Origin of the sequence: Micromonospora citrea, from assembly GCF_049629545.1 — a bacterium.
In the GTDB taxonomy this organism is placed as follows: Bacteria; Actinomycetota; Actinomycetes; order Mycobacteriales; family Micromonosporaceae; genus Micromonospora; species Micromonospora citrea_A.
On sequence record NZ_JBNADX010000032.1, the window covers coordinates 10,213 to 34,613 of the forward strand.

21 protein-coding genes and 1 pseudogene are annotated in these 24,401 nt (G+C 74.1%); 11 read left to right on the plus strand and 11 right to left on the minus strand.

Annotated features, from left to right (window positions below; all coding sequences use genetic code 11):
* Positions 1-153: 153 nt before the first annotated feature.
* Complete coding sequence (locus ACPFP2_RS26180; RefSeq protein WP_424092360.1) at positions 154-1,107, plus strand: alpha/beta fold hydrolase; 954 nt, start codon at positions 154-156, stop codon at positions 1,105-1,107.
* Here the strand turns inward: ACPFP2_RS26180 and fxsT are convergent.
* The 5 genes from fxsT to ACPFP2_RS26205 form a co-directional block, all read right to left on the minus strand.
* Positions 1,101-5,018: an FxSxx-COOH system tetratricopeptide repeat protein gene (fxsT, locus tag ACPFP2_RS26185; RefSeq protein WP_424092362.1), complete on the minus strand. Its 3,918-nt coding sequence runs from the start codon at positions 5,016-5,018 to the stop codon at positions 1,101-1,103. The genes ACPFP2_RS26180 and fxsT overlap by 7 nt on opposite strands.
* Positions 5,015-6,181: a TIR-like protein FxsC gene (locus ACPFP2_RS26190; RefSeq protein WP_424092364.1), complete on the minus strand. Its 1,167-nt coding sequence runs from the start codon at positions 6,179-6,181 to the stop codon at positions 5,015-5,017. Before ACPFP2_RS26190 ends, fxsT begins: the two co-directional genes overlap by 4 nt.
* Positions 6,168-6,848 carry a TIR-like protein FxsC gene (locus tag ACPFP2_RS26195; protein ID WP_424092366.1) on the minus strand — a complete coding sequence of 227 codons (681 nt, stop codon included), beginning with the start codon at positions 6,846-6,848 and terminating at the stop codon, positions 6,168-6,170. The genes ACPFP2_RS26190 and ACPFP2_RS26195 overlap by 14 nt, the downstream gene beginning before the upstream one ends.
* Positions 6,849-7,012: 164 nt before the next feature.
* Positions 7,013-9,349 carry an FxsB family cyclophane-forming radical SAM/SPASM peptide maturase gene (locus ACPFP2_RS26200; protein WP_424092368.1) on the minus strand — a complete coding sequence of 779 codons (2,337 nt, stop codon included), beginning with the start codon at positions 9,347-9,349 and terminating at the stop codon, positions 7,013-7,015.
* Positions 9,321-9,500 carry an FXSXX-COOH protein gene (locus ACPFP2_RS26205; protein WP_424092370.1) on the minus strand — a complete coding sequence of 60 codons (180 nt, stop codon included), beginning with the start codon at positions 9,498-9,500 and terminating at the stop codon, positions 9,321-9,323. Before ACPFP2_RS26205 ends, ACPFP2_RS26200 begins: the two co-directional genes overlap by 29 nt.
* A 294-nt stretch (positions 9,501-9,794) precedes the next feature.
* Here ACPFP2_RS26205 and ACPFP2_RS26210 point away from each other — a divergent pair, with 294 nt between their 5' ends.
* The 5 genes from ACPFP2_RS26210 (at position 9,795) to ACPFP2_RS26230 (ending at position 13,397) form a co-directional block, all read left to right on the plus strand.
* Positions 9,795-10,214, plus strand: a complete 420-nt coding sequence (locus ACPFP2_RS26210; RefSeq protein ID WP_424092371.1) for a TOBE domain-containing protein — start codon at positions 9,795-9,797, stop codon at positions 10,212-10,214.
* A 5-nt stretch (positions 10,215-10,219) separates the two neighbouring features.
* Positions 10,220-10,999: a molybdate ABC transporter substrate-binding protein gene (gene modA, locus ACPFP2_RS26215; RefSeq protein ID WP_424092445.1), complete on the plus strand. Its 780-nt coding sequence runs from the start codon at positions 10,220-10,222 to the stop codon at positions 10,997-10,999.
* Positions 10,996-11,817, plus strand: a complete 822-nt coding sequence (locus ACPFP2_RS26220) for an ABC transporter permease (protein WP_424092372.1) — start codon at positions 10,996-10,998, stop codon at positions 11,815-11,817. Before modA ends, ACPFP2_RS26220 begins: the two co-directional genes overlap by 4 nt.
* On the plus strand, positions 11,814-12,875 hold the full coding sequence (locus tag ACPFP2_RS26225) for an ABC transporter ATP-binding protein (protein WP_424092374.1): 1,062 nt from the start codon (positions 11,814-11,816) through the stop codon (positions 12,873-12,875). Before ACPFP2_RS26220 ends, ACPFP2_RS26225 begins: the two co-directional genes overlap by 4 nt.
* A 75-nt stretch (positions 12,876-12,950) precedes the next feature.
* Positions 12,951-13,397, plus strand: coding sequence for an OsmC family protein (locus tag ACPFP2_RS26230; RefSeq protein WP_424092376.1), 447 nt, complete (start codon positions 12,951-12,953; stop codon positions 13,395-13,397).
* Positions 13,398-13,406: 9 nt separating this feature from the next.
* Here the strand turns inward: ACPFP2_RS26230 and ACPFP2_RS26235 are convergent, their stop codons facing one another.
* Positions 13,407-13,865, minus strand: a complete 459-nt coding sequence (locus ACPFP2_RS26235; RefSeq protein WP_424092378.1) for a GbsR/MarR family transcriptional regulator — start codon at positions 13,863-13,865, stop codon at positions 13,407-13,409.
* An 85-nt stretch (positions 13,866-13,950) separates the two neighbouring features.
* Here ACPFP2_RS26235 and ACPFP2_RS26240 point away from each other — a divergent pair, with 85 nt between their 5' ends.
* Together ACPFP2_RS26240 and ACPFP2_RS26245 are read left to right on the plus strand one after the other, a co-directional pair.
* Entirely contained in the window at positions 13,951-14,862 is a 912-nt protein-coding gene (locus ACPFP2_RS26240; RefSeq protein ID WP_424092379.1) for an ABC transporter ATP-binding protein, read from the plus strand.
* A 4-nt stretch (positions 14,863-14,866) separates the two neighbouring features.
* Positions 14,867-15,643: an ABC transporter permease subunit gene (locus tag ACPFP2_RS26245; protein ID WP_424092381.1), complete on the plus strand. Its 777-nt coding sequence runs from the start codon at positions 14,867-14,869 to the stop codon at positions 15,641-15,643.
* 256 nt (positions 15,644-15,899) lie between these two features.
* Here the strand turns inward: ACPFP2_RS26245 and ACPFP2_RS26250 are convergent.
* Positions 15,900-17,132: pseudogene (locus ACPFP2_RS26250) on the minus strand (cation:proton antiporter); the annotation flags it as partial.
* A 244-nt stretch (positions 17,133-17,376) separates the two neighbouring features.
* Here ACPFP2_RS26250 and ACPFP2_RS26255 point away from each other — a divergent pair.
* Together ACPFP2_RS26255 and ACPFP2_RS26260 are read left to right on the plus strand one after the other, a co-directional pair.
* Positions 17,377-18,738, plus strand: coding sequence for a TrkH family potassium uptake protein (locus ACPFP2_RS26255; protein ID WP_424092383.1), 1,362 nt, complete (start codon positions 17,377-17,379; stop codon positions 18,736-18,738).
* Positions 18,731-19,411, plus strand: a complete 681-nt coding sequence (locus ACPFP2_RS26260) for a potassium channel family protein (protein WP_424092385.1) — start codon at positions 18,731-18,733, stop codon at positions 19,409-19,411. The genes ACPFP2_RS26255 and ACPFP2_RS26260 overlap by 8 nt, the downstream gene beginning before the upstream one ends.
* Positions 19,412-19,430: 19 nt before the next feature.
* Here the strand turns inward: ACPFP2_RS26260 and nhaA are convergent, their stop codons facing one another.
* From nhaA to ACPFP2_RS26280, 4 genes are all read right to left on the minus strand, one after another.
* Positions 19,431-20,759, minus strand: a complete 1,329-nt coding sequence (gene nhaA, locus ACPFP2_RS26265) for a Na+/H+ antiporter NhaA (protein ID WP_424092387.1) — start codon at positions 20,757-20,759, stop codon at positions 19,431-19,433.
* Between the two features lie 121 nt (positions 20,760-20,880).
* Positions 20,881-22,020: an FUSC family protein gene (locus tag ACPFP2_RS26270; protein ID WP_424092389.1), complete on the minus strand. Its 1,140-nt coding sequence runs from the start codon at positions 22,018-22,020 to the stop codon at positions 20,881-20,883.
* Positions 22,021-22,054: 34 nt separating this feature from the next.
* Complete coding sequence (locus ACPFP2_RS26275; protein ID WP_424092391.1) at positions 22,055-22,429, minus strand: sensory rhodopsin transducer; 375 nt, start codon at positions 22,427-22,429, stop codon at positions 22,055-22,057.
* Positions 22,429-23,646 carry a D-arabinono-1,4-lactone oxidase gene (locus ACPFP2_RS26280; protein ID WP_424092393.1) on the minus strand — a complete coding sequence of 406 codons (1,218 nt, stop codon included), beginning with the start codon at positions 23,644-23,646 and terminating at the stop codon, positions 22,429-22,431. The genes ACPFP2_RS26275 and ACPFP2_RS26280 overlap by 1 nt, the downstream gene beginning before the upstream one ends.
* Before the next feature lie 57 nt (positions 23,647-23,703).
* On the opposite strand from ACPFP2_RS26280, the gene ACPFP2_RS26285 reads away from it, so the two are divergent.
* Positions 23,704-24,354, plus strand: coding sequence for a universal stress protein (locus ACPFP2_RS26285; protein WP_424092395.1), 651 nt, complete (start codon positions 23,704-23,706; stop codon positions 24,352-24,354).
* Positions 24,355-24,401 lie beyond the last annotated feature (47 nt).

Here is a 24,401-nt window from a genome sequence, read left to right on the forward strand (position 1 = left end):
TTTCCGACAGATCGGGCCGCTTGTCGACGCACTCCATAGCGTCGCGACCGGCCCGACCGTTAGGCTCGAATGCCGAGTGGAGCCGGATCGGCGTCACCACTCGGCACCGGGTTACGGACGTGGGCTGAACGCAGCACCGGAAGGCAGGCTGGAGTGACCCGAGAAGGCGAGCCTGGGGCCGAATTCGCCCACCGCGCCGACAACCGGCGGGTGGCGTACGAGGTCACCGGCGCGCCCGACGGTCACCCCGTCTTCCTCATGCACGGCACCCCCGGCAGCCGGCGCGGACCCAAGCCCCGCGGCATCGTCCTCTACCGCCTCGGCGTGCGCCTCATCGCCTACGACCGCCCCGGCTACGGCGACTCGGAGCGGCGCGAGGGGCGCGACGTCGCGGACGCCGCACGCGACGTGGAGGCGATCGCCGACCATCTCGGGCTGGAACGCTTCGCCATCGCCGGCCGCTCCGGCGGCGGCCCGCACGCCCTCGCCTGCGCGGCGGACGGCGCGTTGCGCGGCCGGGTGACCCGGGTCGCGGTGCTGGTCAGCTTCGCCCCCGCCGACGCGCCCCAGCTCGACTGGTTCGCCGGGATGAACAGCGACAACGTGCGCGGGTTCGGCGGCCGGGAACACCTCGACACGGCGGCGATGATCGCGCAGATCCGCCGGCGCGCCGAGCGGGCCGCCGAGGACCCGAGGTTCCTGCTGGAGGAGCTGATGGTGCAGATGAGCGCGGCGGACCGGCGGGCGGTCAACGACGCCGCGCTGCGGCGGCTCATCGCCGACACCTACGAGGAGGCGCTGCGCGCCGGCCCGTACGGGTGGATCGACGACGTGCTGGCGCTGCGCCGCAGCTGGAAGTTCGACCTCGGCGCGATCGACACCACCGCCACCCCGGTACGGCTGTGGCACGGCGCGGAGGACACCTTCGCCCCGGTCGGGCACGCCCGGTGGCTGGCCGAACAGATCCCGGGCGCGCAGATCGAGGTCCAGCCCGGCGCGGCGCACTTCGACGCCGTGGAGGAGCTGCCCCGCGTGCTGCGCTGGCTCACCGACGCGGACGTGCCGACCTGCCACGAGCTGCTGATCGGCACCCGGCACGCTCAGTAGTGGTGCGGGTCGAGGACGCGGCGGACCAGGCGGCCGTCCCGCAGCACGATCACGCTCGGGTGGTGCTGGCCGATCCGGTCGGCGAGCCGGTCGGCGATCCGGGTCCGCCCGATGCTGACCCGACCGCCCGAGGCCATCTGGTGCACCGTCTCCAGGTTGCCCATGCTGCGCAGGGTGTCGGGGTGCTCGGGCCCGAGCACCTGGGTCATCCGGCCGACCACGTCCCGCAGCTGCGCCCGCCCGCCCTCCAGGTCACCGGAGTAGACGGCGAAGACCGCCACGTTGTTCTCCGCCGCCATCACGAACGGGTGCTCCGCGTCCAGCGCCGCGCGCAACGCCTCCGCCGCCGGCCCGGCCAGCCCGGTGGCGGTCTGCTGGTCCCCCGCGTCCCAGGTCGCCACGGCGAGGTTGTTGTGGCAGACCAGCACGTACGGGTGCTCGGCGCCGAAGATCTGGGCGAAGACCTGCCCCGCCTCGACCAGTTCCGCGCGGGCCCGCTCGGCCTCGCCCTGCAACATCAGGTTCGCCGTCCAGCTCAGCCAGGCGAAGAGGGTGTCCGGGTTGGTCGGGCCGAAGCTGGCGCGCAGCCGCTCGTGGGCGACCTCCAGCAGCTCCGCCGCCGCGGCGATCTCACCGGTGCTGCGCAGTGAGGCGGCGAGGCTGGCCTGGGTGACCAGCACGTCGCGGGACTGGTCGCCGAAGAGACCCCGGTAGCCCTCCGCGACGCCGCGCAGCAACGCCACGGAACGCTCGTACTCGCCGACCTCGCGCAGGTCGCGGGCGAGGTTGCTGGCGGAGAGCAGGGTACGCGGATGGTCCGTGCCGAGGACCAGGCGCAGCCGCCGGTGGGTGCTCTCGTTGAGCTCCAGGGACTTCGCGAAGTGCCCCATCATCTGGTACGACGCGGCGAGGTTGTTCGCCGAGATCAGGGTACGGCGATGATCCTCGCCGAACACGTCCACCGACGCCGCGTACGTGCGCAGGTCCCGCTCCAGCGCCTCCCGGTAGCGACCGAGCGCCCGCAGGTCACCGGCGTAGCCGCCGGCCGTCATCAGGGTGTACGGGTGGCTCGGGCCGATCAGCTCCTCCTGCTGGCGCAGGGTGTCCTCGTCCAGCCGGCAGGACTCCTCGAAGCGGCCCAGGCTGCGCAGCAGGTTCGCCCAGTTGAATCGCAGGTGCAGCAGCTGCACCCGCAGCGCCCGGTGCGCGGCCGAGTCCGGGGACAGCTCGCCCAGCCGGGTGGACCAGATCTTGTCCGCCTGCCGGGCGTACTGCTCGCCCTGCTCGAAACCGCCGTTGAGGTAGATGTAGCGAATCCGGTCGATGACCAACTGCCGGACGTCGTCGTCGTGGCAGGAGACCGCGTCGGAGCCGTCCAGGTGGGGCCAGAGGATGCGGAAACGCTCCTGCAGGGCCGGGTCCTCCACCTCACCCGACGGGCGGGACCCGGCGAGGATGCGGTGCACGTCGTGCTTGACCTCGTCCAGCTCGCGGTCGGACATCCGGACCCGCAGCGCCGCCTGGAGCAGCCGGTGCACCTGCACCCGCTGGGCGTGCAGGTCCACCTTGATCAACGCGAGCCGGTTGATCCGCTGCACCAGCGCGGCGGCGATGTCCCGCTCGGAGACCCGGTCGGCGACACGCGCCGCGACGACCGGGTCGTGCGGGGCGATCACCCGCGCCACCTGGTCGCCGTAGAGCAGGTCGAGGGAGATCTCCGGGGCCAGCACCGAGGCGAGCTGGAGCAACCGGTACGCCCCGGCGGACTGTTCCTTCAACCGTTGCAGCGACCGGCCCCACACGTCGGTCTCCGGACCGGTGCGCTCCAGCCCGGCCAGGTACTCCCCGACCGGGGTGCCGGTGTCGGCGAGCCAGGCGCCGGCCATCGCGACGAGGATCGGGATGTTCTCCACCGCGTCGGCGACCCGCTCGGCCTCGGTCACGCTCATCGACTGCTCGCCGATGCGCGCACGCAGGTGCGTCACGCTCTCCGCGCGCTGGAACGCCTCCACGTCGATCGCCCGCGCCAGGTCGCCCCAGTCCGGGTTGCGGGTGGTGACGAGCACGTGCCCGTTGCCCTGCGGCAGGTACTCCTTGACGTGCTCGTACTGGTCGGCGTTGTCGAAGACGAGCAGCCAGCGCAGCGGCTGGCCGCCGCCGTCGCGCCGATCGCCGCGGCTGAGCCACTGCCGTACGGCCCGGGTCTTCTCGGGGATGGTCGGCAGCTCCGGCAGGCCGAGTTCCCGGCCCAGGTCGGAGACCTGGACGTCGACGAACTGCGGCGGATCCGCGTCGACCCACCAGACGATGTCGTACGCGCCGCGGAAGCGGTGGGCGTACTCGATGGCGAGCTGGGTCTTGCCGATACCCGCGCCACCGCGCAGCGCCACCGGGACGGCCTCGGCGCCCCCGGCCTTGAGCTCCTCGCGCAACCGGCGCAGCAGCAGCTCGCGACCGGTGAAGCGGACGTTGCGGCCCGGCGGGTTGAACACCTCCGCCCCGACGGCCGGGAACCGGGCGCCGGCAACGGCGTGCCCGCGCTCGCCCGGCACCCGCCCGACGAGCTTGAGCAGCTGCTCGGCGGCGGCCTCGGCGCTGCGGTCGTGCACCGAGGCCCAACTGCCCACCGGCACGTCCGCGGCGGGTGCGCTGTCGTCGAGGTGCAGGGCCAGGACCGGCACGCCGGGCGGGACGAGGTCCGCCACCGAGCGGCCCCGGCCGGCGCGGTAGGCGCGCGACACCAGCCGCAGCTCGCGATGGGTGACCCCGGCACGGGCCGGGGCCGGCTCGTCCGGCGTGACGGGCTGCACCCGAAGGTCGGCCGCGGTGAGCACGGCCTGCGCCCACTCCGCCCAGGCCTGGTCCTCGGCGACGTGCCGGAGCACGATCAGCTCGTCGGCGGCGGCCGGCTTGCGCTCGAAGCGCTGCACGGTCTGCCGGCGCAGCGGCTCGTCGATGCGGGGCAGCGCGGTGACCCGGCCGTTGGTGATGTGACCGGTCAACGTCTCGTACGCCGACAGCAGGGTGGTCCGGCCACCCGGCTCGTCGCCGAAGGTCGCCAGGGTCTCCTCGTAGGCGTAGTACGCCCGGTAGGGCACCTCGACGGTCAGCCAGTACTCCTGCCGCTCGGCGTCGGTCATGCCGCTGGGCAGGCCCGCGAAGCGCTGCATGGCCAGCGCCCGGCCGGCGTCGCGCTTGCCCTTCTCGCCGTCGTCGACCCGCATCGGCACCGGCAGCACCCGCCGGGCGCGCCGGCCCTCGTAGCCCCGGACCCGGCCGGCGACCTCGGCGGCGCCGTCGATGCCCTGGCCGCTGAGGGTGAAGCAGTCCACCAGCACGTCCGGCAGATGGATGGTGCAGATCTCGGCGACGTCGCTGATGCCGGTGCGGCTGTCGATCAGCGTCCAGTCGTAGTGCCGTTTCATGTCCTCGCGCAGCGCGTCGAAGAACTGCGCGCCGCCGAGCCGGTTGTAGAAGTTGTCCCAGTTCAGTCCGGTGACGCTGGTGGCGTAGTCGGGGTTGTGCCGGCCCGCGAGCAGCAGGTCGAGGCTGCCGCCGCCGGGAAAGTCCCAGCTCACCGAGAAGGCGTAGTTGTGCACCCGGGCGTACTGGCGGTGCCAGTCACCGGGGCGGGCGGCGGCGTCACCGGGCGCCCTGCGCCGCCGGGCGTTCTCCCACTCGTACTCCAGGATCAGGTCCATCACGCCGCCGGTGGAGGCGACCTGCTCCGGGTCGAGGAACGGCGCGAAGAAGCGGTGCAGGCCCGGGGATTCCAGGTCCCAGTCGGCGACCAGCACCCGCTGGCCGTTGGCGGCCAGGATCCAGGCCGTGTTGGCCAGCGCCATGGTGCGGCCGGTGCCGCCCTTGTAGGAGTAGAAGGTGACGACCTGGCCCTCACGTGGTTGCGTCATCGGTCTTCCTTCCCTCGCGGTGCGTCTGATGGGCCGTCCGGTCGCAGGCTGGGCCGGGGCACGGCCGGGCCGTCGGGCGGGTCGACCGGGCCGTGCCGCAGGAACAGCTTGCGGGCCTCGATCACGAGCTGCGGGGCGCTGCGCTCGAACTCGACGATCTCCCGCACCGGCAGCACCTGCGGGAACCGCGCGTCCTGCAAGCTACCGGCGATCGTCTCGGGCGTGCTGTCGCCACGCGCGCCGTCCGGGGCGATGACCAGCGGGACGGCCCAGCGCGGCAGCGCGTCCACCGCCGCACGCGCGTCGTCGGGGTCGACGGAGGCGTCCACCAGCACGACCGTGGGGCTCTCTGGCGCCCGGGCCCGGGCCTCGGCGATCTCGACCACCCGGGTGGGCAGGCCCAGCCGCTCGGCGGTGGCCGCCACGTAGTCGGCGACGGCGAGGGCGTGCTGGTCGCCGTACGGTCGCCAGCGGGCCCCGTGCGGGGTCACCGTGGTGATCACCAACGGCGTGTCCCCGCCGTCGACCACCGTGCTGCTGGCCGGCGTGGTCGCCCGGGACGGGGCGAGCGGATCGGACTCGGCGACCGCGACGACCCGCTCGGCGAGCGCGGCGAGGACGCTCTCGTACTGCCGGCGGTAGGCGCTGAGCTTGCACAGCGCCCGCAGCCCGTTCTCGGCGTAGTCGGCGCGGTCGGCCGGGTTTCGCGCCAGCTCCAGCGCCTGCGCCGTCTCGGGTCGCTCCTCCCACGGCGACAGCGGCAGCCAGAGCACCGGCAGGACGTGCCGCGCGGCCCGCCCGGGTGGCAGGCCCCGCAGGCGGCTGTGGAACGAGTCGCGCTCGCCGAGGGCCCAGGGGTTGCTGAAGTACTTCGGCGAGTAGAGCGGGACGAAGACGTGGGTGACGCTGAGCGCGTCGGTGAGCGCCCGCTTCAGGTCGGCGCCGGGGTCGACCAGACCGTCGAAGAAGCCCACGTCGAGTTCACCGGTGCGGCGGGCGGTGCGCCGCACGGCCGCGCCGAGGTCCTGGAAGAACCGGTTGACCCAGAAGTCCGTGTCGGGCCGGACCGCGGCCGACAGCGGCACCGAGTGGGCATAGCTGAGGAAGAAGTACGTCTGCCGGCCGGCGGGCGCGGCCGTGGAGGAAGTGTCAGACCAGGTCATGCCCGACCTCCTCGAACGTGGCGCGGAGCTGGCCCATGTCGGCGGGGACCTCGGCCCGCACCCAGTGCGTGTGGTACGCCCGGGCGACGCGCTGGGCCAACCGCCAGACCACCGCGTCGTAGGCGTCCTTGCCGTTCTTGCCCAGGCTGAGCAGGCCGTAGATGCCCTCTTCCTGGTACTGCGGGGCGATGTCCGAGGGTAGCCGGGTCGGGCTGAACATCTGCCGCTGCGACACGACCGGCGGCATCGACCGGCGTTCCACCACCGACCAGTTGACCGGGATGATCGGGGTCTCCCCCGGTGTCGTCGCCGCGCCGGGACGCAGGGTGAACCGGCGGCGGGCGAAGGCGTCCCACTCCCGGGCGCACCAGGCGCTGTTGAGGTACTGCGGTGAGATCAGCGGGATGAAGACCTGGCAGTGCCCGGCGGCGAAGGCGAGGTCGTCGGTCCACACCTGCCCGCCGTCGAGCATCCGGTCCATGAACCCGGCCGGCCGTCCGGCAGGCAGCCCGAGCAGCTCGACCACGTGGTCGGAGAGGTCGACGAAGAGCTGGAAGACCTTCCGGTTGGTGTCCCTCGGCGGCGCGGCGACCCGGTTGCGGGTCCGGGCGTAGCTGAGGAAGAAGACGGGCGCTCCCGGGTCGACCCGGAAGTCTTCCTCCGTCACGCGCCGCTCCCGCCCGGTGTGGACATCCTCGACCGCCCACAGTATCGACAGCCACACAGCCCGCGCTGTCCCGCACGGTGACCGGCACCGCCTCACCCGCCGGGGATCGGCCCGGTCACCGGCCCTGAACCGGTGCGCACGCTGTCCGGACAGCACCGGAGCGGTCACGACCAGCTGTCCACAGTGTCGCGCATCCGACGCACGAACCGGTCCCCGGCGGTGGTGAGCGCGCCGAGACCGAGCAACGCGTCCAGGGCCTTGCCGGTCCAGTCGCGGTACCGGCGGAAGGCGGCGGCCGCGGCCGGGCCGGACCGGTGTCGCCACACCTCGGCGACCGCCAGGTGGGCGTACGTGCCGTGCAGGACCCCCTCGACCGGACGCGGGTCGGCACGCCACGGCACCGTCAGTCGGCGTACGTCGTGCCGGTCGAACAGGTCGCAGACGTCGAGCACCGCGTCGAGTTTGAGGTGCTGCACCTCGTGGACCAGCAGCACCGCCAGCGCCGCGTCGTCCGGCGCGGGCGCCACCGCCACCGCCCCGAAGGCCGCCCCGGCGGCGGCGCTGCGCTGCACCCCGCTGTCGTCGGGGCGCAGCGGCACGACCGCGCGCAGCAGGGTCCGCACGCCGGGGGCGTACCCGTCGGTCTCGGTGTCGACGCGGCGCAACGCCCGGTCGAGCTGCCCGGTCCACCGCGCGGCGTCGGTGACGGCGAGGCGGGCGGCGACCGGCAGGTGGTAGCAGTCGCGGTACGGGTCGGTGTCCTCGAGCAGCAGGTCGCGCCCGCCGGCCCGGACGTGCCGGGCCGGCAGCCAGTGCGCGGGCGCGTCGGCGCCGAGGCGCACCCGGTGGCGCAGGCCGTCGACACGCGCGTCGAAGCCGCCGTCGCGGACGGCGAGGCGGGCCGTGCGCGCGTCGGCGGCGACGGTGAGCGCGCCGAGCGTGGGCAGGTGCAGCACTCCGTCGCGCAGTGGCACGTCGAGGTCGGCGTCGACCCCGGCCCGGATCGCGGCGGCGGCCGCCACGCAGGCGAAGTACGACGCGTCCCCCGCCGCCGTGTCCCGGCAGCGTTGCGCCCAGCGCCGGACGAACGGGTGCTCCAGCACGGCCCGCACGGCGTCGGGGGCGGTGACGTCGAGGTCGACCAGGAGTTGCCAGCCGGCCGCCGCCACCGGGTCGTCGGCCGTGCGGGGGCTGAGCGCGACGAGCAGCGCGCGGACCATGGCGAGGTGGACCGAGGCGAGCTGGCGGGCGCTCTCCTCGCCGCCCGGGCCACCGGCGAGGTCGTCGAGCACCTCGCGGCCGAGCGAGTCGGCGCCCTGCCGACGGGCCGGCACGTACGCAGGAGTGCCCGCCATCGCGCTGATCAACTCCTTGAGGTCGGCACAGTAGACGGACGGGTTGTCGAAACCGGCGCCGGCACGGTACCGGTGGGCGAAGAGCCCGCCGCCGCACTGGCGAACCACCTCGCAGTCGCGGCAGGTGGCGCAGAGGCCGACCAGGCCGCTCTGCCGGATGGCGATCATCGGGTGGGCGGCGGCGTCGTCGACGCCGTGCCGGAAGACGTCCAGCCCGGTGGCTGCCGCGCCGTCGTAGGCCGACTTGAGGGAGTCGACCTGCTCGAAGGAGCCGTCGGTCTCGATCACGACCAGGTCGGCGAAGCCGAGCCCGACCGCCTCCGTGCGGCTGGTGCCGCCGGAGGCGGTGGACAGCAGTGACTCCAGCAGCCGGATCGGCACCGGCCGCCCGTCGGCCAGCCAGCGCCGGTGGATCGCCAGCAGCCAGTCGGCGTACGGGGTGGCGACGCCGTCGGGGCGTGGCGGCGGGCGCTCCCAGTTGGCGTGCGGGAGCAGGAAGTCGATGTGCGGCGGTTGCTCGGCCAGCAGCGCCTCGTAGACGCGTACCGGATCGTTGTCCAGGTCGATGGTGCACAGGATGCCGGCGTAGCTGGCGCGGTACGCGGGGCGACGCAGCAGCGCCAGCGCGCGCCGCACGGCGGCGTGGCTGCTCGCGCCGTTGGCGTGGCGCCGGTGCCGGTCGTTGGCGGGGAGGTCGCCGTCGAGGGAGACGCCCACCTTGACGTCGTGGGCGACCAGCACGTCGCAGATTTCCGGGGTGAGCAGCACGCCGTTGGTCTGCATGCGCAGGTCGAGCCGGGTCACCGGATCGATGTGCCGGCGCAGTTCGGTGGCGGCGGCGTCGAGGCCGGCCGCGCCGGCGAGCAGCGGCTCGCCGCCGTGCAGCACGACCCGTACGGTGTCGAGCCGGTGCGCGGCGGCGTGCTCGGCGACCCGGCGGGCCGCGGCCCGCAGCGTCGACGTCGCCATCACCCGGGGCTGCCGGCGCCAGGACTGGTCGGGGTGCTGGTAGACGTAGCAGTGGTCGCAGGCGAGGTCGCAGCGGCTGGTCAGCTTCAGCACGTACTGGCTCAGCGGGCCGACCCCGGCGGCGGGCTCCCTGCGCGGCTCGGCAGGGTCAGATCGCAGAACCGAAGCCCTGGACATCGACGCCGGTCGGGCGGTTGACCCTGCGGTCGTGGCTGTGGGCGACGTCCCGCGCGCGGGAGAGCGGGATCTGGCCGAGCGGGGTGTGCCGGAGGTCGTCCAGCGGTGGCGGGGTCGGGGCCTGGTCGGGACGGACTGCGATGCGCTCCACGTCGTTCCCCCATGCGAGTCGGAGGTCGGCGGGCCTCGGCCCGGGACGACGGTCAACGCCGACCATCGACGATAATATATGGCACGCGCGGTGATGTCACGGCCGCTCTGCGTTCACCTGCGCTGCCACCGCGCCGCCTGCCGGGCACCCGCACCCGCCCCCGCGCCCGACCCACCGCCGGGGACGACAGCCACAGCCGAGCCGCAGTTGCGGCCCGAATCACGTCAACACCCTCCGGTACGCGAGGCGACAGCCGCCTTCCACCACGCGTCTGCGGCCCGCTAAGGTGGCCGGGTGACCGTGTTCCGGATCAGCGAGGCCGCCGAACTGCTCGGGGTCAGCACCGACACCGTGCGGCGCTGGATCGACGCCGGGCGGCTGGCCGCCAGCCGGGACGAGCACGGCCACCGGCTCGTCGACGGCGTCGACCTGGCCGGCTTCGTCCGCGGCCAGGGCGCCGGGCCCGACGGTGGGGCCGAGTTCTCCTCGGCCCGCAACCGGCTGCGCGGGATCGTCACCGCCGTCGTCAAGGACACCGTGATGGCACAGGTCGACATCCAGGCCGGGCCCTTCCGCGTGGTGTCGCTGATGAGCCGGGAAGCGGTCGACGAACTGGGCCTCACGGTCGGGTCGGTCGCCGTCGCCGTGATCAAGTCGACCACCGTCGTGATCGAACGCGCCGCCCCCGGCGGCAGGGCGAGGAGCGGCGCGTGAGTCGGATCCGCACCCTGCTGGCCGCCCTCGTCACGGCGGGCCTGCTCGGCGCCGCCGGCTGCGGCGCCGACGACCGACCGGCCGACCCCACGGGTACGCCCCGCGGCACGCTCACCGTCTTCGCCGCGGCCTCACTCACCGAGTCGTTCACCACACTCGGCCGGGAGTTCGAGGCGACCCACCCGGGCGTGCGGGTCACCTTCAACTTCGCCGGCAGCTCCGCCCTGGCCACCCAGATCGTCCAGGGCGCGCCGGCGGACGTGTTCGCCTCGGCCGCCCCGAGGAACATGGCGACGGTCACCGAGGCCGGCGCCGCCGACGGCGCTCCCACCGTCTTCGCCCGCAACCAGCTCGTCATCGCCGTGCCGAAGGGCAACCCCGACCGGATCACCGGCCTGGCCGATCTCGTCCGGCCCGGCGTCACGGTGGCGCTCTGCGCCGAGCAGGTGCCGTGCGGCGCCGCCGCCCGCTCCGCGCTCGACGCCGCGACCGTCCGGCTCACCCCGGTCACCCTGGAGCAGGACGTCCGGGGCGCGCTGGCCAAGGTGACGCTCGGCGAGGTCGACGCGGCGCTGGTCTACCGCACCGACGCCCGCGCCGCCTCCGCCGAGGTCGACGGCGTCGAGTTCCCGGAGTCCGCCGCGGCGGTCAACGACTGTCCGATCGTCGTGCTCGCCGACGCCACCAACCCGACCGCCGCCCGGGCCTTCGTCGACCAGATCCACTCGGCACGTGGCCGGGCCGTGCTCAGCGCCGCCGGGTTCCAGCCCCCGTCGGGCCCGTGACGGTGGTCCGAGCGGCCACGACCCGCCGGCGGCAACCGGGGCGACAGGTGCCGGTGGCGCTGGCCGTCCCGGCCGGGCTCGGGCTGCTCTTCCTGGTGCTGCCGTTGGTCGGGCTGCTGGCCCGCACCCCGTGGGACAGCCTGCCGCAGCGGCTGGTCGCCCCGGGCGTGCTCACCGCGCTGCGGCTGTCGGTGCAGACCGCCACCCTGGCCACCCTGCTCTGCCTGGCCCTCGGTGTCCCCCTGGCCTGGCTGCTGGCCCGGGCGCAGTTCCCGGGCCGGCGGATCGTACGGGCGCTGGTGACCGTGCCGCTGGTGCTGCCGCCGGTGGTCGGCGGGGTGGCGCTGCTGCTGGTCTTCGGGCGCCGGGGCCTGCTCGGGCAGTGGCTGGACAGCACCTTCGGCGTCACCCTGCCCTTCACCACCACCGGCGTGGTGCTCGCCGAGGCGTTCGTCGCCATGCCGTTCCTCGTCATCGCCGTGGAGGGGGCGCTGCGTGGCGCCGACAGCCGCTACGAGGAAGCCGCCGCCACCCTCGGCGCCGGCCGCTGGACCACCTTCACCAAGGTCACCCTGCCGCTGATCGCCCCCGGCGTGGCCGCCGGCGCGGTGCTCTGCTGGGCCCGCGCGCTCGGCGAGTTCGGCGCCACCATCACCTTCGCCGGCAACTATCCCGGCCGCACCCAGACCATGCCGCTCGCGGTCTACCTGGCCCTGGAGACCGACCTGGAGGCGGCGATCGTGCTCAGCCTCGTCCTGCTCACCGTCTCGGTGGCGATCCTCGCCGGGCTGCGCGACCGCTGGATCGGCAGCCCGTGACCGCGCCGCCGCTCGACGCCCATCTGGTCGTGGACCGGGACGGCTTCCGCCTCGACGTGCCGGTGCGGGTGGCCGCCGGCGAGGTGGTGGCGCTGCTCGGCCCGAACGGGGCCGGCAAGACCACCGCCCTGCGCGCTCTCGCCGGGCTGCAACCGCTCACCGCCGGGCACGTCACCGTCGACGGCGTCGACCTCGACCGGCCCGGCGGCGACCGGTGGGTGCCGCCGGAGCGGCGGCGCTTCGGCGTGGTGTTCCAGGACTACCTGCTCTTCCCGCACCTCAGCGCGCTGGACAACGTCGCGTTCGGGCCCCGCCGGCAGGGGCTGGACCGACGCGCGGCGCGGGAGCGGGCCGCCGGCTGGCTGGAGCGCGTCGGCCTGGGCGGGTACGCCCGCCGCCGGCCCCGGGAACTCTCCGGCGGGCAGGCGCAGCGGGTCGCCCTGGCGCGCGCGCTCGTCGTACGACCTCGGGTGCTGCTGCTCGACGAGCCGCTCGCGGCGCTGGACGCCCGCACCCGGCTGGAGACCCGGGCCGAGCTGCACCGGCACCTGGCCGACCACGACGGCGCGGCGCTGCTGGTCACCCACGATCCGCTGGACGCGCTCGCCCTGGCCGACCGGCTGGTGATCATCGAGGAGGGTCGGGTGGTGCAGGAGGGGGACGCGGCGACGGTGACCGCCCGGCCGCGCACCGACTACGTCGCCCGGCTCGTCGGGCTCAACCTCTACCGTGGCCGGGCCGACGGCGACCGGGTACGCCTCGCCGACGGCTTCACCCTGGCCAGCACCGACCGGGTCGACGGCGACGCGTTCGTGGTGTTCCCGCCCGCCGCCGTGGCGCTGCACCCGCGCCGACCCGAGGGCAGTCCCCGCAACACCTGGCCGGCCACCGTCGCCGGGGTCCAGCGGCACGGCGACAACCTGCGGGTGCAGTTGACCGGGGCACTCGACGCGGCCGCCGACGTGACCCCGGCCGCCGTCGCCCAGTTGCGACTGGTCCCGGGGCAGCAGGTGTGGGCGGCGGTCAAGGCCAGCGAGACCCGTGCCTATCCGGCCTGACCGGCGGACGGGTCGAAGGTCCCGTCGGGACGGGTCGACCGACGCCTGCCGTCATACCCCTGGGGGTGTTGACTGGTGGCGACGGACGAGCAGGAGGACGACATGCGACAGCAGGCCGAGGTCGGCACCCGGCGGATCGACGCCCGGTTCCTCGACGGCGAGGCGTACGAGTTCACGGCGCGCGGACACCGCGTACGGGTGGACCAGCCGGTGACCGACGGCGGCGACGACACCGCCCCCACCCCGGTCGAACTCCTCGTCGGGTCGCTCGCCACCTGCGTGGCCTTCTACGCCGGCCGCTACCTGACCCGGCACGGGCTCGGCCGGGACGGGCTGCGGGTCAGCGCCGACTACGAGATGGCCGCCGACCGGCCGGCCCGGGTCGCCGCGCTCCGGTTGACCGTGCACGTCCCGCCGGGGCTGCCCGCCGACCGGCGGGCCGCGCTGCTCGCCGTGGCCTCGCACTGCACGGTGGGCAACACCCTGGCCGACCCCCCGGACGTCAGCGTCGACCTGGCCTGAGCCGCGGGGTCACCGGGAGCCGGCCCGATCGGCGCGCCACCGGTCGATGAGGGCCGGCATCTCGCGCCAGAGGTAGTCGTAGAAGTCCCGCATCTCGGTGAGGCGGCGACCGGCGGGGCTGTCCGGTCCGGTCGCCGCGATGCCCTGCTCGGCGGCGTCGCGCATGACGGTGACGACGGCGTTCTGGCTGGACATCAGCGTGGCCCAGGCGCCGTCGCGGATGCGGAAGTGCTCGCGGCGGCTGCCCGGCGCGGGTACCCGCTCGATCAGCCCGATGCCGGTCAGCGACTTGAGCGCCGTGGAGACGCTGCCCGAGCTGATCGTGAGCGCCTCGGCGATCTCGCCGGCCGTCATCGTCTCCTGCTCGGTGAAGAGCAGGGCCGCGAGCACCCGCGCGGTCATCCGTTGCAGGCCCCCCTCGGCGAGGACCAGGGCGAGCCGTTCCGCCGGATCGCTCGTCGCCGTCATGCCGTCGCCTCCCTCTCGGTTCCGGCTCGAACCTTAACATCTTCGTATCTTCAGAAATCTCTGAAACTTCGATAATGTCGGAGGCATGAGTGAGGTCATCCGACTCGAGAAACTGACCAAGACGTACGGCCGCCGCCGTGGGCTGGCCGGCCTGGACCTGACGGTGGCCGAAGGAGAGGTCTTCGGATACCTGGGGCCCAACGGCGCGGGCAAGTCGACCACCATCCGGCTGCTGCTGGACCTGATCCGTCCCACCGACGGCCGAGCCCTGCTGTTCGGCACGGACTGCCGGCGGGCCGCGGCGCACCTGCGCCGACGGATCGGCTACCTGCCCGGTGACTTCACCGTCGCACCCCGGCAACGGGTCGAGCAGTGCCTCGGCCACCTCGCCGCGCTGCGCGGCGGCGTGCCCAGGGCCCGCATCGACGCGCTGGCCGGCCGGCTGGACCTCGACCTGGGCGCCCGCATCGGCGCGCTGTCCAAGGGCAACCGGCAGAAGGTCGGCCTGGTGCAGGCCTTCATGCACCGACCGGACCTGCTGATCCTCGACGAACCCACCTCCGGCCTGGACCCGCTGGTGCAACAGACCTTCCTCGACCTGGTCCGCGAGGCGAAACTCGCCGGCCAGACGGTCTTCATGTCGTCGCACGTGCTGACCGAGGTGGAGGCGGTGGCCGACCGGGTCGGCATGATCCGGGAGGGTCGCCTGGTCGCCCTGGACACCGTCGCCCGGCTGCGCGACCGGGCCGCCCACGACGTCGAGATCACCTTCGTCGGGCCGGCCGACCAGGCCGGGCTCGCCGCCCTGCCGGAGGTCTCGGACCTGGTGGTCGACGGAGAGACCGCCCGCCTGCGCCTGTCCGGCAGCCCGGACGCGCTGATCCGCCTGCTCGCCGGGCACCGCCTGGCCCGGCTGCGGGTGACCGAACCCGACCTGGAACACCTCTTCCTCGCCCACTACCGCACCGACGACACCGTGGAGGCCAGCCGTGCCTGAGGTCATGACCCACACTCTCTGGGAGGGGCGCCGGGCGCTCGCCGGATTCGCCGCCGGGACGGCGCTGGTCGGCGCCCTCTACGCCGGCTTCTACCCCCAGGTCGCCGACGGCGCGATGGGTCAGGCGGTGCAGGGCTTCTCCCCCGCGATGCGCGAGGCCCTGCGGATGGAGGACCTCGGCTCGGCCGCCGGCTACCTCGGCTCCAGCGTGTTCGGCATCATCGTCCCGCTGGTCGCCGTGATCTGGGGCGTCGCCACCGGCGCCCGGGCGATCGCCGGCGAGGAGGAAGCCGGTCACCTCGACCTGCTGCTGGCCCACCCGGTGTCCCGCACGAGGGTGCTGCTCGACCGCTTCGCGGCCCTCGCCGCGGGCGCCGCGCTGATCGCCGCCACCGTCTGGGTGGCCATGCTGGCCGTACGCCCCGGCGCCGACCTCGGCGACATCGGCGTCGCCGAGTTCGCCGCCCAGTGCCTGGCCCTGGCGCTGCTCGTCGTCGTCTTCGGCACCCTCACCCTGGCCATCGGCGCGGCCACCGGCAGCCGGGGCGCGGCGCTCGGCGGCGGCGCGGCCGCCGTGGCCCTCGCCTACGTCATCCAGGCGCTCGCCGGCCAGGTCGGCGCGGGCGCCCTGCGCCACCTCTCGCCCTTCCACCACTACATCGGCGGAGAGCCCCTGCGGCACGGCTTCCAGTGGGACGGCCTCGCCACACTGACGGGCACCGCGCTGGTCCTGCTGGCCGTCGCGGTGGTGACCTTCGACCGCCGGGACCTGGCCACCTGAGCCGACCCCCGGCGGCCGGGCGGGTGACGGGCCCGCCGCCCGTCGGTGGGCGCGGCGAGGCCACCGCAGCCGGGTGGTGCGGCTCGCCGGACGACCTGCGCGGGCACCCGCGCGGCGCAGCGTGGCGGTGGCGCTACGTCGTGCCGGGCCGCCCGTGCGGGGCGGCGTCGCCGACCGGCGCACCGCCGGTGGAGGCGTCGCCGGTGGAGGCGTCGCCGGTGGAGGCGTCGCCGGTCAGCGTCTCGCCCGCCCGCCGGTCGGCACGCCGCGCCGGCCCGTTCGCCGCGCGCCGCGAGCGGAGCCGGTGCAGCACCCCGTGCCAGTGCGGGGTGTCGCGGGTGTCGTCGAACGCCCGGGCCACCACCACGTCGGTCGACGAGTGCGCCAGGATCGAGATCACGATGGTCAACGCCACCAGGTGGAACACCTCGTCCGCGGCCGCGATGCCGGACTCCAGCACCAGCAGCCCGTAGACGACCGAGGCGAACCCCTTGGGCCCGAACCACATCGCGGCGGCCTGCTCCCGCAGGCTCAGCCCCGAACGCAGGAAGGAGATCCCCAGCGCGACCGGCCGGGCCACGACGATCGCCAGAACGGCGAACACCCAGCCGGCCCAGGAGATCTCCCCGAGGAACTCCACCGAGATCAACGCCCCGAACACCAGCAGCGCGGCCAGCTTCAGCAGTTCGGCCACGTTCTCGCCGAAGTGCTCGAACGCGGTCCGCTGCCGTGGCCCGAAGGTGGCCACGGTGATGCCGGCGGCGAACGCGGCCAGGAACAGGTTCCCGTGCGTCGCCTTGCCCAGGGCCAGCACCAGCAGCCCGATGGCCACCCCGTTGAGCGGGGCGTACGCCGCCGACGCGGCGAACCAGCGGGTCCGCTCGAGCCGGATCGCCAGCAACGGCACCAGCACGCCGATGAGCAGTCCGAGGGCCAGTTCCGTCGCCAACTCCCCCAGGTGCAGGTCGTCCGAGCCGGCGGCCACGGCCAGGAGCACGACCACGAACGGCAGGGCCAACCCGTCGTTGACGCCCGACTCCACGTTCAGCAGGTGTCGCAGCCGGGCCGGCACCTTGTCGTTGCCGACCAGGGCGGCGGCGAACACCGGGTCGGTCGGCGCGAGGATCGCCCCGACCAGCAACGCCTCCGGCCAGTCCAGCCCGGCGACGTAGTGCGCCAGCACGGCGGTGACCAGCAGGGTCAGCGGCAGGCCCCAGCCCAGCGCACGCCCGGGCAGCCGCCACGCGGAGCGCAGGTCGGCCCAGCCGACCCGCATCCCGTCGGTGAACAGCACGGCGAAGAGCGCAAGCTCGGCGAGCTGCGCCACGATCGGCGAGTCCGCCCGCAGGTGCAGCACCCCGCCGGTGTCCTCACCGAGCACGAAGCCGGCCACCAGGAACAGCGCCGCGGTGGAGAGGATCGTCCGGTGGGCCAGGGCGGAGACGAGCACCGCCGCCAGCAGGACGACGGCGAAGGACAACAGCAGCACGGCAACCTCCGGGAGGCACGACGGGTCACGGTGCCGACCAGGCTTCCCGGCGCTCCACGAATCCCGGTGATCATAAGCCCCGGCCGCAACCGAGAGGGCGTCAGCCTGGCCCGGACCCGGCATCCCGGCCCGACGGCCCCCGCCGGCACGGACATGCGATGATCCGGCGTGTGGCGATGACGGCCCGGCGCGGTGCGCCGGCAGGACAGTCGGGCCCGGGCCGGCCGGCGGGCGCGGCGCGCCGATGCTGAGGCGGCTGCCCGCGTGGAAGCACAACGGCAACCGCTTCCGGCACCCGGCCCAGGTGATCAGCACCGGGTTCGGCGCGGCGGTGGCGACCGGCACGGCCCTGTTGTCACTGCCGGCGGCCACCCAGTCCGGGCAGCGGGCGCCCCTGGTCGACGCGCTGTTCACCGCGACCTCCGCGGTCTGCGTCACCGGGCTGGTGACCGTCGACACCGGCAGTTACTGGTCCGGGTTCGGGCAGGTGGTCATCCTGCTGCTCATCCAGGTCGGCGGCCTGGGCATCATGACGTTGGCGACGCTGTTCACCGTGCTGCTCTCCCGTCGGCTCGGACTGCGCGCGCGGTTCCTCGCCCAGGCCGAGACCAGGAGCCTAAGCCTGACCGACGTGCGGGGCGTGGTCCGGCGGATCGTACTGTTCAGCCTGATCAGCGAGGCGGTCGTGGCGGTGTCGCTGGCGCTGCGGTTCGCCACCACCTACGACGAACCGCTCGGCGCGGCGGCCTACCACGGCGTGTTCCACGCGATCTCCGCGTTCAACAACGCCGGTTTCTCCACCAACGCCGACAGCCTCGTCCGCTACGTCACCGACCCATGGATCAACCTGACCGTCACCACCGCGGTGATCCTGGGCGGGCTGGGGTTCCCCGTGGTGTTCGAACTCCTGCGCGGCTGGCGCCGGCCGGCGTTGTGGTCGGTGATGACCCGCCTCACCGTCACGCTCACCGCCACCCTGCTGCTCCTCGGGACCCTGGTGTTCACGCTGGCCGAGTACACCAACCCGCGGACCCTGGGGCCGCTGAACGCGCCGGAGAAGTTCCTCGCCGGGTTCTTCGCCTCGACGATGACCCGTACCGCCGGGTTCAACAGCGTCGACATCGGGGCGATGCGACCGGAGAGCCTGCTCGCCAGCGACGTGCTGATGTTCATCGGCGGGGGCAGCGCCGGCACCGCCGGGGGCATCAAGGTGACCACCTTCGGACTGCTGGCGTTCGTGCTGTGGTCGGAGATGCGCGGCGAGACCCATGTCAACGTGGGCCGGCGTCGGATCCCGCCCAGCAACCAGCGGCAGGCCCTGGCGGTGGCGCTGCTCAGCGCCGCCGCCGTGGCGACGGCCACGTTCGCGCTGGTCGCGATGACCTCGTACGGTCTGGAGCCGATCCTGTTCGAGGTCGTCTCCGCGTTCGCCACGGTCGGCCTGTCGACCGGGATCACCGGCAGCCTGCCCCCGCAGGCGGACCTGCTGCTGGCCGTGCTGATGTTCGCCGGCCGGATCGGGCCGCTCACCCTGGCCTCGGCGCTGGCGCTGCGCGACCGGACCCGCCGCTACGAACTACCCGAGGAGAGGACCATCGTTGGCTGACACACCGAACGATCCCGTGGTCGTCATCGGCCTGGGCCGCTTCGGCAGCGCCCTGGCCCTGGAGCTGACCAACCGGGGCACCGAGGTGCTCGGCATCGACAGCCGGCCCAAGGTGGTCCAGGCGCTGTCCGGGAGCCTGCCGCACGTGATCACCGCCGACTCCACGGACATCGAGGCGCTCCGGCAACTGGGCGTGGCCGAGTTCCACCGGGCCGTCGTGGCCATCGGCACCGACATCCAGGCCAGCATCCTCACCACCAGCCTGCTGTCGGAACTCGGCATTCCCGACATCTGGGCCAAGGCCATCAGCGACCAGCACCGCCACATCCTGACCCGGGTCGGCGCCACCAAGGTGGTCGCGCCCGAACACGACATGGGTGAGCGGGTCGCCCACCTGCTCTCCGGGCGGATCCTCGACTACGTCGAGGTCGACGCCGACTTCGCGGTGATCAAGACCACCCCGCCGCGCGACGTGGTCGGCAGGCCGCTGCGGGAGTCCCGGGTACGCAGCCGCTGGGGCGTGACCGTCGTCGCGGTGAAGCCGCAGGCGACCCTGGCCGGGCGGAAGCCGGAGTTCACCCACGCCACCCCGGACACCGTGCTCGCCCACGGCGACCTCATCCTCGTCGTCGGCCCGATCGACAGCGTGGAACGGTTCGCGACCAGCGACTGAGCCGGCTCCCGCCGGCGGATCACCGCCCGGCGGTTCCGTCCGTGGGCGTCTCGAAGACGTCCGGGACGCCGTCGCGGTCGCGGTCGATCTGCTCGATCTCGTGCACCCGGCGGTAGAACCGGCTGCGGGAGCGCAGGATCACCGTGGCGAGCAGCGCGGAGAGCAGCGACCCGGCGAGCACCGCGACCTTCACGTGGTCGTCGCGCTCGCTGCCCAGCCCGAAGGCCAGCTCGCCGATGAGCAGGGACACGGTGAAGCCGATCCCGCCGAGCAGCGACAGGCCGAGCACGTCGAGCCAGTTCAGGCCCTCGTCCAGGTCGGCCCGGGTGAAGCGGGAGACCAGCCAGGTGGCGGCCAGGATGCCGATCGGCTTGCCGAGCACCAGGCCGACGACGATACCGAGGGCGACCCGATCGGTCAGCGAGGTGACCAGGCCGGCGAAGCCGCCGACGGTCACGCCGGCGGAGAGGAACGCGAAGATCGGCACCGCGATGCCGGCGGACACCGGCCGGAACCGGTGCTCGAAGTGCTCGGCCAGCCCGGGGCCCGCGTCCGGGCCGCCGGCACCCCCACTACGGATCACCGGGACGGTGAAGGCCAGCAGGACGCCCGCCACGGTGGCGTGCACCCCGGACTCGTGCACCAGCACCCAGGTCACCGCTGCCAGCGGGAGCAGCAGCCACCAGGACCGGACCCGCCGCTGCACCAGCAGCCCGAAGATCACGAGCGGGACCAGCGCGCCGAGCAGCGGCAGGACCGACAGGTCGGTGGTGTAGAAGATCGCGATGATCACGATCGCCAGCAGGTCGTCGACCACGGCCAGGGTGAGCAGGAACGTGCGCAGCGCCGACGGCAGGAACCGGCCGATGACGGCGAGCACGGCCAGGGCGAAGGCGATGTCGGTGGCGGTGGGGATCGCCCACCCCTTCGCCGCGCCGCCCCCCGCGCCCGCGGCGATCACGGTGTAGATCAGGGCGGGTACGACCACCCCGCCGGCGGCGGCCGCCACCGGCACCGCCGCGCGACGCGGATCACGCAGGTCACCGGCGACGAACTCGCGCTTGAGCTCAAGTCCGGCGACGAAGAAGAAGATCGCCAGCAGGCCGTCGGCGGCCCAGGTGGCCAGGCTCAGGTCCAGGTGCAGGGACGCCGGACCGAGCCGGAAGTCCCGCAGCGACTGGTACCCCTCGGCCCAGGGCGAGTTCGACCAGACCAGGGCCAGCAGCGCCCCGACGAGCAGCAGCGCGCCGCCCACCGTCTCCCTGCGCAGGATGGCGGAGATGCGGCTGGTCTCGCCCCAGGAGCGGCGGGCGAACAGGCTGGGGCGGCGCCGAGTGGCGTCGGTCACGAAAACTCCTCGTCGGCAGGGAACGCGTCATCCATCGCCGACCAGACTTCCCGGCACACCTGATCCAACCCTATCCACTCCGGCGGGACACGGCCCGGTGGAGCCTCGCCCGGCCACCACCTCAGTGCCCCGCGGCGGCGCGGCGAACCATCCGCCGGGCCTCGTCCCGCGGCACCCCGGTGGCCCGCAGGAGGTCGTTGGCGGCCGTACGCAGCTGCGACACCACGATCGTGCCGGAGAAGCCCACGTCCTGCCGGCACGCCGCACCGGCCTCCCGCACGGCGGTGAGCACCCGGTCCCGGGCCCGTACCGGCTCGCGGGCGGCGAGGAACTCGCGGTGCAGCAGACGGACCGCCTCCCCGAAGTGCTCGACCGCGGCGGGCAGCCCGGCGGGCACCGGCTCGCCGTCGCGCAGCGTGGTGCCGATCCGCCGCACCAGCGCCCGGCTGTTGCGGAACGCCCGGTCCATGTGTTCGACGCCACGGCGGTACGCGGCCAGCGCCCTGCGGCGACGCCACCGCACCGGGGAGTAGCGCACCACCTCGTCCGCCGCGGCGACCACCTCGCCGAGACGGCTCAGCTCCGCCTCGGCGGCCCGCATCCGGTCGAGCACGCGTTCGGCGTCGCGGGCGTCGCCGGTGGCGAGGGCCCGCGCCGAGGCGCTCATCTCCCGGGCGAAGAGGTCCAGCGCGGGGTCGGCGATCCGCCGTACGGTGCGCAGCGGATTGAGCGGCGCGAGGACCAGCACCACGAACAGTCCCACCGCTCCCCCGACCAGGGCGTTGACCGTTCGGGGCAGTTCCAGGTCGGGGGCGGTGGGGGTGAGCGTGGCGATCAGCACGGCCGTACCGCCGGCCTGGGTCATCAGCGCGCCAGTGCCGCGTACCAGCGCCGCGCCGGTGATGGCGAGGAAGACGATCACCCCGGTCTGCCACGGGCCGGTCCCGAACACGGCGATGAGCAGGTCGCCGACCGTGATGCCGAGGACCACGCCGACGATCAGCTCCACGGTGCGCCGGGTCCGGTTGCCGAGGGCGGCGGCGATCACACCGACCGCGGCGGCCGGGGCGAAGGTGGGCTCCGGGTTGCCGAGCACCCGCCCGGCCAGCACCCACGCCAGGGCCGCGGCCAGGCCGGCCTGGACCGCGACGATCAGGTACGTCTGCAGCCGTCGGTAGCTGTCCCGGCCGATGCCCGACAGCCGGCCCCGGAGTCGTCCGAGCGGTCCCGTCCCGTCCGCCGTCCGCGCCGTGACCCGCATGGGCGCGGGTACCCGGCCCGGGACCCGACGAACCTCACACCGGGTACGCCATGGTGCCGGTCAACGCGACCACCCCGGGCAGGCGGGTGTCCTGCCGCAGGAACTGCACCACCACCGGCACCGGGGAGCGCAGCACCAGCCCGTACGGCCGGTCGAGGCGGATCGCCTCCGGGTCGATCAGGTCGTTGACGCGGACGTGCCGGATCCGTCGGGCCTCGACGAGGATCCGGTACGGCCCGACGGGGTCGGCGTCCTCGTAGTAGACGTCCAGCGCCAGCTCGGCCGGGGTGTCGGTGCCGTTGAGGACGCAGAGCTGATCGAATCCGGTGAACTGCGGTTCCGGGCCGTGCCCGGGGAAGGGGATGTGCCCGCCCGGGACGACCCAGACCAGCGCGCCGACGCCCGCCATCACGACTCCTCCAGCAGCCGCGCCAGGTCGGGGGTGAGGAAGATCCCGTCCGGGTCGAGTCGCCGCCGTACCTGCTGGAAGTCGTCCCAGCGTGGGTAGAGCGGGCGCAGCTCACGCGCGGTCAGCCAGTGCTTCTTGCCCCAGTGCGGCCGTCCGCCGTACTGCCGGAAGACCGCCTCCACGTCCCGGAAGTACTCCTCGTAGGGCAGCGTGGTGTTCTGCAGGCAGGCGATGGTGATGGTCGGCCGGCCGTAGGCGTTGCTCAGCCAGATGTCGTCCGGTGCGATGCTGCGCACCAGCACCCGCCACGCCGCGACCCGGCGGTGGCGTTCCTTCACCCGACGGCGGACCTCGGCGAAGCAGGCGGGGAACGCCTCCGCCGGCAGCATGTACTCGATCTCCTCGAACCGCAGCTCCCGGTGGCGGGGAATGGTGCGGTGCGTGGGCCCCACCCGCACCTCCCGGGGCACGGCCCACGGCGCGGACTCGGGGACCCGGGGCGTGGCCCACGGCCGCCCCGGCGCCGGCCCGTCCGCCCGGTTCATCGTGCGGATCTGCGTCAGGTCGCTGCGCGGGTACCAGTAGAAGTCCATGTTGCGGTTGGTGTGCTGCAACTCGGCCAGATGGTCCAGCGTCCAGTCGACGGGCGCGCACCACGCCCGGCGGTGCAGCTCGAAGCGGGGCTGCACGTCGAGGGTGACCTGGGTGACCACGCCCAGGGCGCCCAGGGACAACCGCACCGCGGGCAGCAGGTCGGGGTTGCTCGCCGCCGACACGTCCAGCACCTCGCCGGCACCGGTGACCAGCCGTACGCCGGAAACCTGGGTGCACAGGTTGCCGAAGCCCAGGCCGGTGCCGTGGGTGCCGGTGGCGGTGGCGCCGGCGATCGACTGGTAGTCCACGTCGCCGAGGTTGTCCATGGCCAGCCCCGCCTCGTAGAGCCCCTCACCCAGCGCCTTGAGCTTTGTGCCGGCGCCGACCGTGGCGAGGTCGCCGTCGTCGTGCAGGACGCCGGCGAGGCGGTCCAGGCTGACCAGGATCCCGTCGGTGCGCACCAGCGGGCTCGACGAGTGGCCGGAGCCGACCGGGCGGATCTTCGTCCCGGACTCACGGGCGCGCGCCACCAGGCGGCGCACCTCGTCCTCGTCGGCGGGCTCGGCGTACTCGGCCGGGGTGAAGGCGAGACTGCCGGACCAGTTGACGAACTCCCGTGCCACGCGACCCCCTCCCCGCCGGACGGGCGGCTTACCCGTCGCCGGGCCGGGTAGTCGCGCGTGACGGCGGACCGACCGGGGGTGACGATGGGTGAGGTGTGGTGGGTCGTCCTGGCGGTGCTGGTCTGGCTGGCGGTCGGCCTGGTCACCGCGGCCGTGTTCGTCACCCGGGGCGGGCACCGCAATCTGCTGTGGTACCTGGTCGGTGGGCTGCTCGGCCCGATCTTCGTGCCCATCGCCGTGGAGCGCGGCCGGGCCGGCACCCGACGGGTGGACGTGCGCTCCCGCCCGCCATCGGGCCGTGGCGCCGGGCTGCGGGTCCTGGTGGGGCTGGACGGGTCGGCGGACTCCGACCGGGCCCTGCGCACCGTCGTACGCGCGCTCACCGGCACGGCCGGCGAGCTGGTCCTCGTCGCCGTGACCAGCCCGGACCTGGTCGACGTCGAGGCCGCCGAGGAGGACCGACGGGCCCGGCGCATGCTCGACGAGCGGGTCGCCGGGCTACCGGCCGGGCTGCCCGAGCCGAGCACCGAGATCATCGCCGGTCACCCGGTGGACGCGCTGCTGGCGGTCGCCGACGCCCGGGACGTCGACCTGCTCGTCGTCGGCCGGTCCGGGCACGGGCTCGGTGAGCGGCTGCTCGGCAACGTCGCCGAGGAGCTGGCCCACCGTTCCCGCCGCCCGGTCCTGCTCGGCGACCTGCCGGGGTGAGGCGTTCCCGCCGGCGCGGAACGCCTCACCCGAGCGGGGCGGGACGT